Consider the following 15,341-nt stretch of genomic DNA (forward strand, 5'->3'; position numbering starts at 1 on the left):
TCGCCGGCCGGCCGGGCACCCACCGGAGCTCGGCGGGGATCCGGCCGGACACGGCGGGAACCCGCCCGGCGGTCCCGCCCGGCCGGACGGTCCGAGGGCCGCCGGAGCACGCCGCCCGCGGATGCCTTCCACCCCCACCCCCGACGGAGCATCACCCAAGGAGCCCCCGTGTCCCCTTCTCCCCGCAGACCGCTGGCCGCCGCCCTCGCCGCGGCAGTGGTGGCCGTGACCGGCGGCGCGGCCGCACCGGCCTCGGCCGCCGTGGCCCCCGGCCCGTACACCGTCGCCGTCGGCAAGCCCGTGCCGTACACCCACCCGACGGACACCCAGGCGTCCCCGTACATCGACAAGGACGGGACGTTCTACTTCCAGCAGTCGGCCGCCCTCTACGGCGCCACCGACGTCCGGCGCTGGGACTTCTACACCGGCGCGAACTTCGACACCGCCGCCTTCTCCAGCACCCTCAGCAACGCGGTGAACCCCGCCAACCCCAACGACAGGAACAACGACACCACCTGGCGCTGCAACAACAGCCCCACCGGCCTGGAGGCGACCTACGCGCCGAGCGGGTCCTCCTACGCCCAACGCAACTACTGCGACCTCGCCGGCACCTGGGTCGACCCCGACACCGGTGACTGGTACGGGCTGGTCCACAACGAGTTCAGCCCGCAGCCCTTCGGCGACGGCCTGCACTTCGACGCCATCGACTACGCCGTCTCGAAGGACCAGGGCCGGACCTGGGCGGTGAAGAGCCACGTCCTCACCTCCCCGTACAGCACCGCCCGGGGCGACACCGCCGCCTTCCCCCAGCAGACCTACTCCTACGGCGACGGCGACCAGCGGCTGTTCGTGGACACCGCCTCGGGCTACTTCTACGTCTACTACGGCTCGCGGATCGTGGACAAGGGCGGCAGCTGGAAGGCGTTCTACGAGCACGTGGCCCGCGCCCCGATCTCGCAGAAGATGGCGCCCGGCTCCTGGCAGAAGTGGTACGACGGCGCCTGGTCCCAGCCGGGCGTCGGCGGCCGGGAGAGCAACATCGTCCCGGTCGGCTCCGGCAGCAGCACGGGCTACACGCCCACCGCCGACGAGTACGACCCGGCCAACACCGGTACCGCCGGCCAGCAGATCGCGGCCGGCACGATGCCCGCCACCTCGCCGCTGTTCGTCATGGACATCACCTGGAACGCCTACCTCGGCCTGTACATCGGCCAGCCGCAGGCGGTCGACCAGAGCGGCAACGCGCCGCAGCAGTTCTACGCCACCGACAACCTCGCCACCCAGAAGTGGACCCTGATCGGCGACACCGGCAGCGTCCACACCGCCTCCTGGTACCGCTGGTTCCTCGACAGCGCCAACAAGACCAGCTCCACCATCGTCGGCAAGAGCTTCCGCTCCTACTGCTCCTTCGGCTGCTCGAACGGCTCCTCCGGCCAGTACGTCGACGTCACCATCGGCTCGCCCACCCCGGCCGCCGCCCCCCTCGACCTGAGCAAGGCCCACCGGATCGGCACCGGCGACGGCCGCGTCCTCGCCCAGGCCCCCGGCAGCTCCGCGACCACCTCGGTCGCCTCCGCCACCGGCTCCTCCCTGGAGTCGTGGAACTTCCAGGCCAACGGCGACGGCTCCTACCGGATCGCCAACGGCTCCACCGGCGGGCTGCTCGGGGTCGACTCCGGCACCACGAGCACCCGCGCCTGGGGCACCAAGCCCACCGTCACCGCGGCCGGGACCGGCGGCCCCACCGTCGGACAGCAGTGGTTCGTCGTTCCGGGCACCTCCGCCGGCAACGTCCCCAACGGGACCTTCCGGCTCGTCAACCGCTACAGCGGCCTGGTGATCGGCCTGTCCTCCGACCCCGGCCGACTCGCGGAGACCACCCCCACCCGCAGCTGGACCAACTCCACCGGAAGCTCCGTCGGCGGCACCCGAGGCGAGGCCGAGCAGGTCCTCACCCTCACCCCGACCGGCACCGCCGACCTCAACGGCACCCACACCGTGGTCACCTCGGGCAAGGCCCTCGACGACCCGGACCGCTCGACGACCCAGGGCACCCAGATGATCACCTGGAGGACGAACGGAGCCGCCAACCAGAACTGGACCTTCACCCGGCAGACCGACGGGTCCTACCAGCTCGAGAACGGCTCCTCGGGTCTGTGCCTGGACGTCGACAGCGGGTCGACCCAGGCCGGCGCGAAGATCATCCAGTGGGCCTGCACCGGCGGCACCAACCAGCGCTGGGTGGCCACCCCCGTCACGGGGGGCTACACCCTCGCCTCCAAGTCGAGCGGCCTGCTGCTGACCACCGCCTCCACCTCCGACGGCGCGCCGGTCACCCAGCAGCCCGCCGACGGCTCCGCCCTGCAGGTCTGGAACGTCGGCTGACGGGCACCGCCCCGCGCACGACCGCGTGGACGGGCCGCCCGGACACCCGTCCGGGCGGCCCGTCCGGCGTCCGCCGCCGACGCGCCGGACCGGCCGGGATCACCCCCCGGCCTCCCGCAGCGCGGCGATCGCCGGATCGTCGAAGACCTTCTCCAGACTGAGGTGCGCCCCACCACGGGCGGCACTGGACAGCCCGAGGGTCGAGGCCACCACCTCGACCCTCGGAGCGGTCGGAGAGATCCGGCGGCTCTCCAGGTGCTGCCGGACGTCCTCGATCAGGTACTCGCCGAACAGGGCGAAGTAGCCGCCGAGGACGATGCGGGTCGGGTTCAGGACGTCGACCAGCACGCTCAGCCCGAGCGCCAGGTCACCGGCGATCGCGGCGAGGGCGGCCCGCGTCCTGGCGTCAGCGGCCGCGGCCCGGTCGACCAGTTTGCCCAGCCGCCGCTCCAGGTCGGCGGACCGGTCGTGGACGTCGTCGGTCCGGTCGGCGGCCAGGTCCAGGAACGCCTGCAGCCCGACCGCCAACTCCCAGCAGCCCGTGCGGCCGCAGGCACACGGGCGGTCGAAGCGGTCGAACCTCATGTGCCCGATCTCCGAGCCGCGCAGCAGTTTCCCCCCGGAGATGCTCGCGGCTCCCACGCCGATCCCGCCCGTGATGTACAGGAGCTCGCGCTCCCCCTCGCTCCTGGCCGCCACGTACTCCGCCACGGCGCCGCACTCCGCGTCGTTCTCGACGGTGACGGGCGGGCTGCCGGGACCGAGCTGCCGCTGCAGCGCACCCGCCACCTCGACGTCGCGCCAGCCGAAGTTCGTGGCGGCCGCGACCGTCCCGGCGAGCGGCTCGATCGATCCCTGCGTCACCACGGTGATGCCGATGGCCTCCGTGCCCCGCTCGCCGACCGCCGCCAGGCAGTCCGCGACCAGGGTGCCGGCCTCGTGCAGCGTCGCCTGCGGCGTGAGGGCCGGCACGTCCAGTGCCCGGCGGCCCTCGTGGACGATCCGGCCGCGCAGGTTCATCGCGACGACAGTGATGTGGTCGACGCCGATCTCCGCCCCGACGCCGCAGAACCGGTGGTCGTCCAGGTCGACCATGCGGTGCGGGCGCCCCACGGCCCCGGCGTGGTTGAGCTCGCCCTCCTGGACGAGCCCCCGCTCGATGAGGTCGGCGATCAGCACCGAGACCGTGGCCTTGGGCAGGCCGATCGCGGCGGCCAGCTGGGTGCGCGACTGCTCCCCGTGGGCACTGAGGTGGCGCAGCAGGACCCCGAGGTTGTTCCGGCGCAACGACGCCTTGTCGGCCGCGGCAGGATATCCGGGTGCGGCACCGCCGGCACTCGGCAAGGCCCGATGTCCTGAGCGCACTCGATCTCCCTCTCCCAGGTGCTCCCGGAGCCGTGAGCACGAGTGACTCATCTTAGTTCATTCTCTGTCTGAAATAAATTTCCCTCCGGCCCGACCGGCTCGACCGCCCCACTGCTCGCCGCCCGGCCCGGACGCGGCGCACCTGGGGGAGCGGGGGTGTTTGGGCTCCCCGCCGCCGGTCAGGAGCGTGGGGGGCGGCGGCCGCCACGGGCAGGGCGGGAGCCGAGCCGGGAGAACCCGCCCGGGCCCCGCCTTCCAGTCGAGGAGCCGCCGGTATGACCCTCCAGGAGCACATCGACACCCCGCGCGTCGCGGTGGTCACCGGGTCGGACTCGGGCATCGGGCGCGCCACCGCCGTCCGCCTCGCCCGCGACGGCTTCGACATCGGCGTCACCTGGCACCGCGACCGGGACGGCGCCGACCGCACCGCCGACGAGGTCCGCGCCCAGGGCCGCCGGGCGGCCGTCCGGCAGGCCGACCTGAGCGACCTGCCCGCCGCCGCGGCCGTGGTGGACGCCCTCGCCGACGAACTCGGCGGCATCGACGTCCTGGTCAACTGCGCCGGCACCGGCACCGCGACCCCCTACCTGGACATCGGCCTCGACACCCTGCGGCAGGTCCTGGACGTCGATCTCGCCGGACCCTTCCTCTGCGGGCAGCGCGCGGCCCGGCGCATGATCCGCCAGGGCCGCGGCGGTCGGATCGTCAACATCACCAGCGTCCACGAGCACCAGCCGCGGGTCGGCGCGGCCCCGTACTGCGCCGCGAAGGGCGGCCTCGGGCTGCTGACCCAGGTCATGGCGCTCGAACTCGCCGAGCACGGCATCACCGTGAACTCCGTCGCCCCGGGGGAGATCGCCACGCCCATGACCGGGCAGACCGACACCGACGTCCACGACGAGGAGCGCCCCGGCATACCGCTGGGCCGGCCCGGCGACGCCCGCGAGGTCGCCGCGGTCGTGGCGTTCCTGGTCGGCCCGGAGTCGTCGTACGTGACCGGGGCGTCGTGGGCCGTCGACGGAGGCATGCTCCGGATGGGTCCGCAGGCCGGGTCCCACCTGGCCGACGACTCCTGGCGCCGGATCTGAGACCCCGCGTCCCGGTGGGCTCCGCCCCGCGGCGTGGACACCCTTGACACTTGGATCCGGTAGATCCAGGAAGGGAGGTCCAGGCGGGACGCCCGTCGAAGCACTCGGACGAGTTCCGTCGTGGTGCCGTCGCCGACGCCGGGCCGTCGCTGAACGCGGACGAGCGGGCCGAACTCGCGCGGCTGCGCAAGCCGAGCGAGGGTGGCATGGCGAGAAGGAGATCCCGCGCCGGGCAGCGGTGAACTCGACCGGTCGGCGCAACAGGGCCTCCAGCCCATCGGCCGGGGTGCCGAAGTCGAGGGTCTGCCGGGGGCCGGGTGTCCGCCCGCAAGGCGACGGCGTCCAGGTCGGCCTGGGCGAGGCGACCCGTTCCCGTTCCCGTGCGCTTGGGCGGGTGCTGGCGCGCGAGGTGGTTGGTGTTCTCGTTGGTGCCGTGCCGCCGTGGGCTCCGGGGGTCGGCGGAGTAGTCGGCCGGACCGGTCGCGGCGGTGACGTGCTTGTGAGCGGCCGGCTCCGTTCCGCGGTCCGCTCCGGCCGGGCTCAGTCTGGCGTGGCTGCGAGAACAACCGCAGCGCGGCGCGCGGTGAGGACGCCGAGGAGGTAGCCGTCGTCGTCGGTGACGGGCCAGAGGGCCAGGCGCCTGATGTTCATGACGCGGGCGGCCAGGGCCAGGCCGAGGGTCGGCCAGGCGAACGGGCCCTGCTGGTGCGCGGTGGTGCTGATCGCGGTCTGTTCGGTGTAGGAGCACGGGGCCGGGAAGTGGAGGGCGGCCCGGGTGACCAGCCCTTCGCACCGGCCGTCGCGGTCGCGGACGGGCAGGTATTCGGCGCGGGCGCCGCGGAGGGCGTCGTTGGCCTGGTCGATGGTGCTGTCGTCGGCGATCTGCCGGTCACAGTGGTCCATGGCGTCGGCGACGGTGAGGCACGCGCGGGTCGGCTGCGAGTGTGTGGTCACGGTGTTCACCGGTCCCGTCTCCGACACCGCCCCGAGGCCGGTGGCGGAATCGTTCACCCAGGACGAAGCCGGAAAGGAACCGGGGTGCGAGGTGCCCTGGATGTCCTTCGAGCCTACGCCCGTGCTCCCTCCCACGGCAGCTCCCGCCGACCTGCCCCGGCGACCTCCAGGGGCGCGTGCGCGTTTGGCCCGTCACACCACGGACACGCGACGAGTGATGCCGGATCCGGTTGAACAGCCAGTCCTCTCCGACGTCGCCCGCCGACACCGGGAACCGGTGCCGGCGCGCCGCTTCCGGACGAGCACGCCGCCACGCCGCTGGGGCGGGACGGCCGGGCGGCGCCCAGTCAGGCCGGACGGGCCCGATGGACGATCCGACGCGCGCCTGCCGTGGGTGGTGACGTCCCCGGACGCGGTCCCCCCTCGTGCGACGGACCACCTGACTCCTCGAGCCCCTCGGATGTCTCGTGCGGCGGAGCGTCCGGGTCAGCTCCGTTCGGGGAGGCGGGACGTGGGGCGGCCGTTGAGGTTCGGATCGGCGGCCGACGCCCCGGCCGCCGTGCCTGTCGTCGAAGCCGTTGAGGCTGCTGCGGGCGCCGCGGAGTGCTGGAGGGACCGCAGGACGGCCAGTCCCTGGCTGACGATGCCGGCCGCGATCTGGTTCACGCCGTCGGTGCCGTTCAGGACGGTCAGGTCGGCGCCCGCCATGCCCCGGGCCGCCGCGTCGGCCAGCGCCGGGAGGTTCTCCACGATCCGGTTGGCCGCGATCAGCTCCTGGTTGCCGTCCCGCAGTGACGCCGCGCGGGCGGCGTTGGCGTCCGCCTGGGCCTGGGCCAGGGTCCGTTCGGTGTAGGCACCGGCGTCGGCCTCGAACTTCGCCCGGTCACGGTCCGCCTCGGCGAGCGTCCGCTTCCGGTAGGCTTCGGCGTCGGCCGGGCGCCGCACCTCCGCCTCCAGCCGCTGCGCCGTGAGCGCCGCATTGCGTTGTGCGAGTGCGGTCTGTTCCTCGGTGACCTCCTGGGTGGCCCGTGCCTCGGCGAGCGGCCCGGCCTGTGCGGCGCGTGCCCTGGACCGGTCGGTCTCCGCGAGGAAGCCGGCTCGCTTGATCGCGGTGTCCCGCTCGTACTCGGCCTTGAGCGCGGCGGCCTGCTGCTCCCGTTCGCTGGCCTCCTGGTCGGCCTTGGCCTGGGCGATCCGGGCCTGACTGGCCACTGCCGCCGCGTGCGGCGCGGCGAGGTTGTCGATGTAGCCGGTGGCGTCCTCGATCTCCTGGATCTGCAGGGCGTCCACCACGATGCCGAGCTTCTCCATCTCGCCGTGGCTGCCTGCCATGACCTCCTGGGCCACGCGGCTGCGCTCCCGGATGATCTGTTCCACGGTCAGCCCGCCGATGATGGAACGCAGGTGGCCCGCGAAGATCCGGCCGACCAGTTCCTGCATCTGGTTCTGCTCGGACAGGAAGCGCCGGGCGGCGTTGGCGATCGACACGGCGTCGTCGCCGACCTTGAAGACGCACACCGCGCGGACGGTGAGCCGGATGCCCTGCTGGGTGACGCAGTCCTCGGCGATCTCCGCCTCCTGCAGGGCCAGGGACAGCATGCGGGCCTTCTGCTTGACGGGGACGACGAAGCTCCCGTGGCCGGTGACGATCCGGAACTGGGTGTCCTGCGACTGCCGCCTGGAGCCGGAGATGAGCATGGCCTCGTTGGGCGCCGGCACGTGCCAGAAGAACATGGGGAACCACCTGACCTGCAAGGGATGCGAGGGCTGCCGCACTCAGGGCGGCAACGGCTCGACGAGCACCGACCGGGCGGAGATCGTGTCGGTCACGACCACCCGGGTGTTGACTGCGATCGGCCCGGCGGACCAAGCCGCGAACGCCTCCGACCCGCCGCGCAGGCCGACCAGCACCTCGCCCGGCCCGTCCGCCGGTACCGGCACCGTTATCCTCCCGACCGCTCCGACCGGGCTCTGACGGGAGTCATCGGCCGGATACATGGCACCTCGTGCCGTGCGGCACGGCGGCGCATCGGGCGGCCCGGACACGAATCACCACGGCGGCACCTCTCCTGGAGGCACCGGGCCCCCGGTCGAGTCCTTCGGCGGGATGTCTGCGAGCAGCGCGTACGGCGCGACCACCCCGGCCCTTCCCACGGTACTCCGGCCGGAGCACGGGGGCGTCGCCCAGGCTCCCGGCTCGGATCTCCAACCGGGCAGCCAAGGCCCGAAGCCGATCCGGCGCCGGACAGGGCGCCGTCGAGCAGGCTGCGGCCGACCGGGTCTGCGGCGAGGAACGGGCGGCCGGGTGCGAAGAGCACTGCCCGGCCCGGACTCCCCGCGCCAGGAAGCCCACCGAGGGGCGGCGGAGGCAGCGCGAGCGGAAAGTCCGGGTGACGGGTGGTGCGACGACCTCAGGAATCAGTGACCGTCGAGTCGCTCCGCACCGTCCGTGGTCTGCGGCGGACTCCCCGGCCACACTTCGAACGCTTGTGAGATCCCTGTCGGCGGTCCGGCACGGAAGCGGGCGCGGATCAGCGCACCGACCTCAGCCACGGCGTCGGCTCGACCGCTGAGCTCCACCCTCACCGGGTCGGCACCGGCAGCCGCGGGGGCGACCGGTCGTGTGTCGGCTGCTTCGACCGGCGCCGACGTGTCCACCTGCCAGCGGGTGCGGACGACCTGGTCGCCGGGTGAGACGTAGTCCCCTGCCGTGCCGGGGCCGGGGACGACGATCAGCCTGAACGACTGCGCCACCGTGTCCGCTACCGCGTTCGCCGCCGCCGGATCACCGGAGATCGACATGTGCACCATGCCGCTCGGCTCCCGTGAGCCACTGGTCCTGGTCATCGTTCTCCTCCGGGGTCGGTCCCTCTCCCAGGGTCTGCCGGTGCTGAGCCGTCCGCACCTGGGCAGCGGACGGACAGGGGGCGCTCCCGTGTGCGCGGGAGCCGGTGGGCGGTGGTACCCCGTGCTCGGCACGGCGCAGGACACCGGCGGCGGCACCGCGACCGCCAAGCCCCACGCCTGCGGCGGCGCGCGCCCGGACCGGATGGGCGACCTGCGCCGTCCGTGCGCGCGCCGCGCCCCGAGTGCGGACCGCCCGGGCAGGCCGTCGCAACGGCGCGGAGCGGTGCGAGGCGCTCCCGGTAAAACGATGCGACAACACTGCAAGTGGTGGTCCGCACCGGTTGGCGGCACGTTCGGAACATGCGATCCAGCTCCCTCCTCGCCCCCGCGCAGCCCCTCCCCGGTGACGTCCGCCCCCTGCGCGCCGAACTGCTGCGCGGCCTGATGGACCGTACGGCCCGCGGTGACCGGGCGGCGTACACCGGCCTCTACGAGGAGCTCGCGCCGACCGTCCACGGCATCGCGCTGCGCGTGCTCAGGGACCGCGCGCAGGCCGAGGAGGTCGCCCAGGAGGCGCTCCTGGAGATGTGGCGCTCGGCGCCGTCCTACCGGCCCGAGCGGGGCTCGGTCGCCGCCTGGGCGTGCACGATCGCCCACCGGCGCGCCGTGGACCGGGTCAGGTCGGTTCGGGCATCCTGCGAGCGTGAGCAGCGCGTCGTGCGGGAGGATCCGGCGAGGCCGGAGCAGGTCGCCGAGGAGGTCGAGCGAGCCATGGAGGCGGCCCGGGTCCGGCACGCCCTGTCCGCACTGAGCGCGGCCCAGCGCGAAGCGCTGGTCCTGGCCTACTACGGCGGTTACTCGCAGAGCCGGATCGCCGCCGCTCTCGGACTGCCGCTGGGCACGGTCAAGTCCCGCATGAGGGAGGGCCTCCTGCGTCTGCGCAGCGCCCTGCACGACGGATGACCGCGACGCCACCCGCCCCGAGCCCGGAGGACGACCCGTCATGAGGAACGCGACCGACGAGCAGGGGCCCGCGCGCGCCGTCCGGGAGGAGGCGCTCCGGGCCGGCCCGCCCGCGGCCGACCCCGGCGTCGACGTCGGCGTCGGCGTACCGACCGGGGCGGTCGCCCGCCGACTCGGCGTGTCGCCCACCACGATCCGCTCCTGGGAGCGCCGCTACGGCATCGGCCCCTCCCACCGCGGCCAGGGCCGGCACCGCAGGTGGTCCCCCGAGGACATCTCCCTCCTGGACGAGATGTGTCGACTGACCGCCCGCGGGATCCCGCCGGCGGAGGCGGCGCGAGCCGCCCGCTCCGCCGCGCAGGCCGCGCACCGGGCGCCCGACGGCGGCCCGCGCCAGGGGCTGCCCACCGGCATCGAACCGGACCCGGCCCGCCAGGACCCGGCCGGCGCCCCCCGCCCGGGCGGCAGTCGCGCGATGCCGCTCGGCACCGTCCGCCCCGAGTGCCGGGGCCTCGCCCGCGCGGCCGTCAGGCTCGACGGGCCCGAGGTGGCGGAGATCCTGCGCGCCGCCGTGGACGGGCTCGGGCCCGTCCGGGCCTGGACCGAGGTGATGATGCCCGCCCTGCGCGCGGCGGGCCGCAAGTGGGCCGCCGACGGCGAGCAGTACGTCGAGGTCGAGCACCTGCTCTCCTGGCACGTCTCCGCCGCGCTGCGCACCGCGGCCGTCGCGCCGGCGCGCTTCCGGGAGGCGCCGCCGGTGCTGCTCGCCGCCATGCCGGGTGAGCAGCACACGCTCCCGCTGGAGGCCGTGGCGGCCGGGATGGCGGTGCACGGCCTTCCCTACCGGATGCTCGGCGCCGCGGTGCCCCCGCGGGCGCTCCTCGACGCGGTCACCCGCCTCGGCCCCTCGGCGGTGCTGCTGTGGGCCCAGAGCCGCACCACCGCCGACCCGCTCCTCGCGCGCGAGGTGGACCGCGCCTCGTGGGGCGCCGCCGGCGCGCGCCTCGACCCGCTGGTCGCCACCGTCGGACCGGGCTGGAACCGTCACGAGCACCTGGCCGGACTCGCGTGTCCGCGCACGCTCGAAGCCGCCCTCGCCCTGGTCCACCGGGCCGTCGAGGCCCGGATCCCGCCCGCGGCCGACCCGGCCGGAGGGGAGGGGGCCCCGTGCGGCCCGAACCGGTGACCGACTTCGCTCCGCGGACGGTGCGGCCGACGCTGCTGTCCCAGAACTGGCGCGACGTGCTCTTCCTGCACTGGCCCGTCCACCCCGCGGCGGTCGCGCCGCTGCTGCCGCCCGGCGTGTTCCCCGATGTCCGCAACGGCACCACCTGGGTGGGACTCGTCGCGTTCTCGATGGAGGGACTGGGCCCCGGCCGCACGTCCCTCCCGTACGTCGGGACGTTCCCCGAGGTCAACGTCCGGCTGTACTCCGTCGACGGGCACGGCCGCCGCGGGGTGGTGTTCCGCTCGCTCGACTGCCCCCGGCTGTCCGCCGTGCTGGTGGCACGGGCGGCGCTCGGGCTGCCCTACCGCTGGTCGCGGACCCGCTGGACGGCGGACGGCGACGTGCTGCACCTCGCCACCCGGGTGCGCGGGGCCGGGGGCGGCGGAGCCCGGTGCGTGCTGCGCGCCCGGGTCGGCCCGCGCCTCGAACGGCCGGGCCCGCTCGCCGACTTCCTCACCGCCCGCTGGGGGCTGCACACGCGCACCGCCGGACGCACGGTCCACCTGCCGGTCGAGCACCCGCCGTGGCCGCTGCACCAGGCGGAGGTGGAGCACCTCGACGAGACCCTGCTGCGAGCAGCCGGGATCGAGGTCCTCGGGCCCCCGGCGAGCGTCCTGTTCTCGCCGGGGGTGCCCGTCCGGTTCGGCCCCGGCGGGGACGCGGCGCCGCGTCGTGCGGAGGTCAGCTCCTGGTGACGCGGCAGGAGTAGGTCGCGCTGCCCGATCCGCTGTAGGCCTCCAGGTCCGCGTAGTAGGTGCCGCTGCCGGTCGCCGTCCAGCTGAGCGACTCGCCCGTGCCCCTCCCGTCGTTGACCGAGCGGGTCAGGGTGCTGCCGTTCGCGTTCATGAAGTACAGGTCGGCGTCGTAGGCGGAGGGGATCGCGCAGGTGACGGTGGCGGTCTGACCCGAGGTCAGGGACAGCTTGTAGTAGTCGCGGTCCGAGGCGGACCTCATGCTGCCGGTGACGGTGGCCGGGTAGGCGAGGCCGGTGAGGTCGTTCGCGGCGCCGGTGCTGTCGTTCGGCTCGGTCTCGGTGAAGGAGGAGCCCGTGCCGCCCCCGCCTCCGCCGCCGCAGTCGGTGACCGGGGTGCCGGCGTACAGGTTGGCGTCGGGGGTGCCGTTGGTCACGCTGCGGGTGTAGTAGCCGCAGGTGGGACGGTTCTTGAAGTCGAAGGTCTGTCCGGCGGTGAGGTGCCAGATCTTGAAGTTCGAGTAGGTGAGGGGCCGACCGGAGACGGCCTGCTCGGGCTGGTGGTCGCCGAGCACGACGTAGGCGTCCGAGCCGGAGAGGGTGGCCAGGCCGTTCTTGTCCAGGAACAACGAGCCGCCGCCCTGCTCGACGCCCACGCCCCAGGCCTTGCCGGAGGTGGTCAGGCCGTCCTTGACCGCACGTGCGAGGAAGGCCATGGTGCGGCCCATGCGGTCACGGGTGACGAAGTGCGAGTCGTTGACGGTGTCGGCGTAGTTGGGCCAGGAGAACATGCCCGTGGTGAAGGTGACGCTGCGGTCGTAGGGGTTGGCGAGGGCGGTGGGGGAGTCGGTGCTCGCGGTGCAGGCGTCGTAGACGACGGCGCTGTTGACGTGGTGGCCGGCGCTGCCGCCGCCGGAGCCGCCGCCCTTGGCGATGACGGACTGGACGGAGGCCTGCAGCGAGGTCCCCTTCCAGGAGGCGTAGACGCACTGGTTGCCGCCGGCGAAGTACGCGAACTCGGCGTTGCGCACGTCGGTGTTGACCTGGGAGCTGTTGCCGTCGGCCGCGGAGGTGACGACGTCGGTGGTGCAGGAGTTGACGCCGGACAGCCTCATGAACACGTCGCACTCGGGGGTCTGGCTGGCGCCGGTGGAGGCGGAGTCGGCGAGGACCGTGACGTCGATGCTGCCGCTCCCCCCAGTGATGGCGGCGATCGCCTTGGTCGCGGTGTCGGGTACCACGGCTCCGTCGCCGTTGAAGGTGAACGCGGGGCCGCTCCAGGAGGTGCGGCTGACGTCGGAGGCGCTGCCGAGGCGGATGCGGGTCACCGAGGCGTGGGCGGACGGTGGGGCTGCCACCGCGCCGGCTCCGGCGGCGGTCAGGGCGAGGGCGAGGAGCGCGGCGGACCTGGTGGACCGGAGGCGGGGCAGGGCTGGGCGCATGGGGAGGCTCTCCTGGGTGTGTGGGGGAGCACCGCCGTGGGGGAGGGGTGCGTTGTAGAAGTTACAGCCATGGAGGCGAGTCCAATAGATGTAATATCCGTTGCGGTCGTAAAACTTCCCTCAAGGGCCTGCGGCAGGGGCCGGGCGGGCTTCTAGGAGGACTGGCGGCGGCGCGGTGCGGAGGCCGTGAGCCGGTGGTACTCGGCTGCCAGTGACTGCGCCATCGCCGACGACGAGAAGCGGGCCGCCACGCTCCGGCGGCCGGCGGCCGCGACGCGGGCGAGTTCGCCGTCGGGGAGGCCGGCGAGGAGGGCCAGCCGCTCGGCGAGGGCGGGGACGGAGTCCGTGGGGAGCAGGAACCCGTTGCTGCCGTCGCGGACGTAGTGGGGAACGCCACCGCGCAGCGGGCCTGCCGCGGGCAGTCCGGAGTCCATCGCCTCCAGCACCGCGAGGCCGAACTCCTCCTTGGCGCTGGGGCACACGTACAGGGTCCGGCCGGTCCGCTCCCCGGAAGCGAGCGCCCTTTCGAGGATCCTGACCTCGCGGTTGGGCAGGGCGGGCCACAGGGCCACGCGACGCCGCGCCTCCGGGTGCCCGGAGAGGAGTTCGGCGATCCTGGCCCGCATCTCCTCCTCCACGGGCGTGGCGGCACCGGCGGCCGATCCGCCGACCAGGAGCATCGTCGTCGACCGGTGCAGGTCCGCTTCGAGCCAGGCTTCCACCAGCCTGTCCTGCTGCTTGACCGGGTGCAGGCGGCCGACGCTGAGGAACAGGCGCGCGTCGCGCGCGGCGGTGTCGATGCTGTCGGGGCCGGCCCCGTCGCGGAAGAGCCGGTCCATGAGGGCGGCGGCGATCCGCTCGTCGCCCGCGCGCGGCGTGAAGGGCGGGATCCCCTCGGGGGGAGAAGCGGTGCGCCGGGTGCCCGCCGTGGCGCGGAGCTGCGGGAAGTGGGCGGACAGGTCGTCGGCCCCGGCGCGTCCGGGAATGGTGACCAGCAGGTCGGAGCGGGCGACGAGGCGGTCACCGACGAAGATCCGGTGCAGGTCCAGGCGCAGGGCCGCCGCCGGTTCGCTCCGCGAGGTCCGCGGCACGCCCCGGTGCCGTTCGGCCATGGTGCGGTGCGGATCGGGGGTGGCGGTGAACACGAAGCGGGAGCCGCACCGCCGTGCGGCGTCGGCCACGGCCAGCGAGCAGTCGTCCGAGAACCTGGCGTGCACCACGTCCGGAGCGGCCCCGGGAAGTCCCAGGAGACGGCTCGCCCACCAGGCGACGGCGGGACGCAGCCGCAGCGCCGTGGCCGGATCGACCGGCCCGCCGTCGGGCACCGGGACGCCCAACACCCAGTGACCGGAACCGATCCGTTCGACCAGCGGGTGGCCGCGGCGAAGCCGTGCGGGGTCCGCGAGGACGACGGTGAGGACGCGCGACACCCGCCGGGTGGCCGCCATGGCGTCACCGAGACCGGCCACCAGGACGCTCATCCCCCCGCTGAGGCCGACGCCGGGCTCGCCCAGCCGCCCCGCCGTCATCGACTGGGCCGCGACCAGTCCGGCGGCGGGCCGGGCGGGCAGGTCCCGGACGGCCCACCGGAAGGCGGCGCCCGGCGGCGCGCCCGGCCGCGCCCGCTCCCAGGCCGCCGACAGCAGCAGCGACTCGTACGGGTCGGAGGCGGACGGCCGAGTCGGCAGCACCTCGCTGCCTCCAGGAACGCCGGAGAGGTAGCGCACGGCCGCGTGCCGCTCCCACCGGTCCCCGCTGCGCGCACGGGCGGCGCACTCGGGGGCGGTGAGCGGCAGCAGGCCGTGCGCCTCGGCCAGGTCGAGCAGGCAGGCGGCCTCCACCGCGGCGACGGGCCGCAGCAGCCTGCTCCGCAGGGCCGCGCTCGCACGGCCCCGGTGCCCCGCGGCGACGGTGACCGCCCACGCCTCGGCGAGGGCGCCGCGCAGCATCGGACCGCCGCGGGCCGCGGTGACCAGCGTCAGGGGATCGTGCGGTTCGCCGGCTCGCGCCGCTCTGCGCAGCTGCGCCGTCCGGTGGTCCTCCGGAGCGAGCGCGCGCGCACCGCGGCGGTCCGTGCCGTGGCCGTACTCGGCCCGGGCGAGCAGCGACAGGAGGTCGTCGCCCCCGGGAGCGGGCGCGGCGGGATCCCACCAGCGGCGGCGCCACCGGGCCACCACGTCGGGGACCGCCGGGGTCGCGGCGGTGATGCCGTCGGACGGGGTGCCGTCGGACGGCGCGACGGTGTCGTGCGGCATCGGGGAGGGCCCTTCGTCGGTGGCGCTGCCGACCGCGTTTCGGAGCGGGGCCCCGAACGGATGGACCGGGCCGGGGCCGCTCAAACCGGCGGACGAGGCCGCGTGACATCATCGGAGGGAACC

General features: G+C 74.5%; 12 protein-coding genes. 5 read left to right on the forward strand and 7 right to left on the reverse strand.

Features of this window, described 5'->3' with window-relative positions; translation table 11 throughout:
- The first annotated feature begins 168 nt into the window (after positions 1-168).
- Positions 169-2,385 carry an RICIN domain-containing protein gene (locus OO48_RS14895; protein WP_106970326.1) on the forward strand — a complete coding sequence of 739 codons (2,217 nt, stop codon included), beginning with the start codon at positions 169-171 and terminating at the stop codon, positions 2,383-2,385.
- A 99-nt stretch (positions 2,386-2,484) separates the two neighbouring features.
- On the opposite strand, the gene OO48_RS14900 is transcribed toward OO48_RS14895, so the two are convergent.
- On the reverse strand, positions 2,485-3,672 hold the full coding sequence (locus tag OO48_RS14900) for an ROK family transcriptional regulator (protein WP_167346445.1): 1,188 nt from the start codon (positions 3,670-3,672) through the stop codon (positions 2,485-2,487).
- A 353-nt stretch (positions 3,673-4,025) separates the two neighbouring features.
- Here OO48_RS14900 and OO48_RS14905 point away from each other — a divergent pair, with 353 nt between their 5' ends.
- Entirely contained in the window at positions 4,026-4,838 is an 813-nt protein-coding gene (locus OO48_RS14905; protein WP_051732145.1) for an SDR family oxidoreductase, read from the forward strand.
- A gap of 540 nt (positions 4,839-5,378) precedes the next feature.
- Here OO48_RS14905 and OO48_RS14910 read toward each other — a convergent pair.
- From OO48_RS14910 to OO48_RS14925, 4 genes are all read right to left on the reverse strand, one after another.
- Complete coding sequence (locus OO48_RS14910; RefSeq protein WP_157845457.1) at positions 5,379-5,792, reverse strand: CBS domain-containing protein; 414 nt, start codon at positions 5,790-5,792, stop codon at positions 5,379-5,381.
- Positions 5,793-6,278: 486 nt separating this feature from the next.
- The gene (locus OO48_RS14915; protein WP_033216192.1) at positions 6,279-7,526 is read right to left on the reverse strand and encodes an SPFH domain-containing protein; all 1,248 of its coding nucleotides are present in this window, start codon (positions 7,524-7,526) and stop codon (positions 6,279-6,281) included.
- A gap of 42 nt (positions 7,527-7,568) precedes the next feature.
- On the reverse strand, positions 7,569-7,733 hold the full coding sequence (locus OO48_RS37400) for a hypothetical protein (RefSeq protein ID WP_167346443.1): 165 nt from the start codon (positions 7,731-7,733) through the stop codon (positions 7,569-7,571).
- Positions 7,734-8,210: 477 nt separating this feature from the next.
- On the reverse strand, positions 8,211-8,639 hold the full coding sequence (locus OO48_RS14925; protein ID WP_033216196.1) for a hypothetical protein: 429 nt from the start codon (positions 8,637-8,639) through the stop codon (positions 8,211-8,213).
- Positions 8,640-8,999: 360 nt separating this feature from the next.
- Between OO48_RS14925 and OO48_RS14930 the strand changes: the two genes are divergently transcribed.
- The 3 genes from OO48_RS14930 to OO48_RS14940 are packed head-to-tail and all read left to right on the forward strand — an operon-like array spanning position 9,000 to position 11,525.
- Positions 9,000-9,602 carry a sigma-70 family RNA polymerase sigma factor gene (locus tag OO48_RS14930; RefSeq protein WP_033216276.1) on the forward strand — a complete coding sequence of 201 codons (603 nt, stop codon included), beginning with the start codon at positions 9,000-9,002 and terminating at the stop codon, positions 9,600-9,602.
- 40 nt (positions 9,603-9,642) lie between these two features.
- On the forward strand, positions 9,643-10,788 hold the full coding sequence (locus tag OO48_RS14935) for a MerR family transcriptional regulator (protein ID WP_081952128.1): 1,146 nt from the start codon (positions 9,643-9,645) through the stop codon (positions 10,786-10,788).
- Entirely contained in the window at positions 10,770-11,525 is a 756-nt protein-coding gene (locus OO48_RS14940; protein WP_033216198.1) for a YqjF family protein, read from the forward strand. Before OO48_RS14935 ends, OO48_RS14940 begins: the two co-directional genes overlap by 19 nt.
- Here OO48_RS14940 and OO48_RS14945 read toward each other — a convergent pair.
- Both OO48_RS14945 and OO48_RS14950 read right to left on the reverse strand, forming a co-directional pair.
- Entirely contained in the window at positions 11,512-12,963 is a 1,452-nt protein-coding gene (locus tag OO48_RS14945) for a pre-peptidase C-terminal domain-containing protein (protein ID WP_033216201.1), read from the reverse strand. The two genes, OO48_RS14940 and OO48_RS14945, sit on opposite strands and share 14 nt — an antisense overlap.
- 152 nt (positions 12,964-13,115) lie before the next feature.
- Positions 13,116-15,218, reverse strand: coding sequence for a glycosyltransferase (locus OO48_RS14950; protein ID WP_051732147.1), 2,103 nt, complete (start codon positions 15,216-15,218; stop codon positions 13,116-13,118).
- Positions 15,219-15,341 lie beyond the last annotated feature (123 nt).

Source organism: Kitasatospora phosalacinea, from assembly GCF_000716545.1.
In the GTDB taxonomy this organism is placed as follows: Bacteria; Actinomycetota; Actinomycetes; order Streptomycetales; family Streptomycetaceae; genus Kitasatospora; species Kitasatospora phosalacinea.

Bases quoted from the DNA above. Each gene is read 5' to 3' on its own strand.
- OO48_RS14935 (WP_081952128.1), top strand. From the start codon at position 9,643: ATGAGGAACGCGACCGACGAGCAGGGGCCCGCGCGCGCCGTCCGGGAG.
- OO48_RS14925 (WP_033216196.1), bottom strand. From the start codon at position 8,639: ATGACCAGGACCAGTGGCTCACGGGAGCCGAGCGGCATGGTGCACATG.
- OO48_RS14950 (WP_051732147.1), bottom strand. From the start codon at position 15,218: ATGCCGCACGACACCGTCGCGCCGTCCGACGGCACCCCGTCCGACGGC.
- OO48_RS14915 (WP_033216192.1), bottom strand. From the start codon at position 7,526: ATGTTCTTCTGGCACGTGCCGGCGCCCAACGAGGCCATGCTCATCTCC.
- OO48_RS14945 (WP_033216201.1), bottom strand. From the start codon at position 12,963: ATGCGCCCAGCCCTGCCCCGCCTCCGGTCCACCAGGTCCGCCGCGCTC.
- OO48_RS14905 (WP_051732145.1), top strand. From the start codon at position 4,026: ATGACCCTCCAGGAGCACATCGACACCCCGCGCGTCGCGGTGGTCACC.
- OO48_RS14930 (WP_033216276.1), top strand. From the start codon at position 9,000: ATGCGATCCAGCTCCCTCCTCGCCCCCGCGCAGCCCCTCCCCGGTGAC.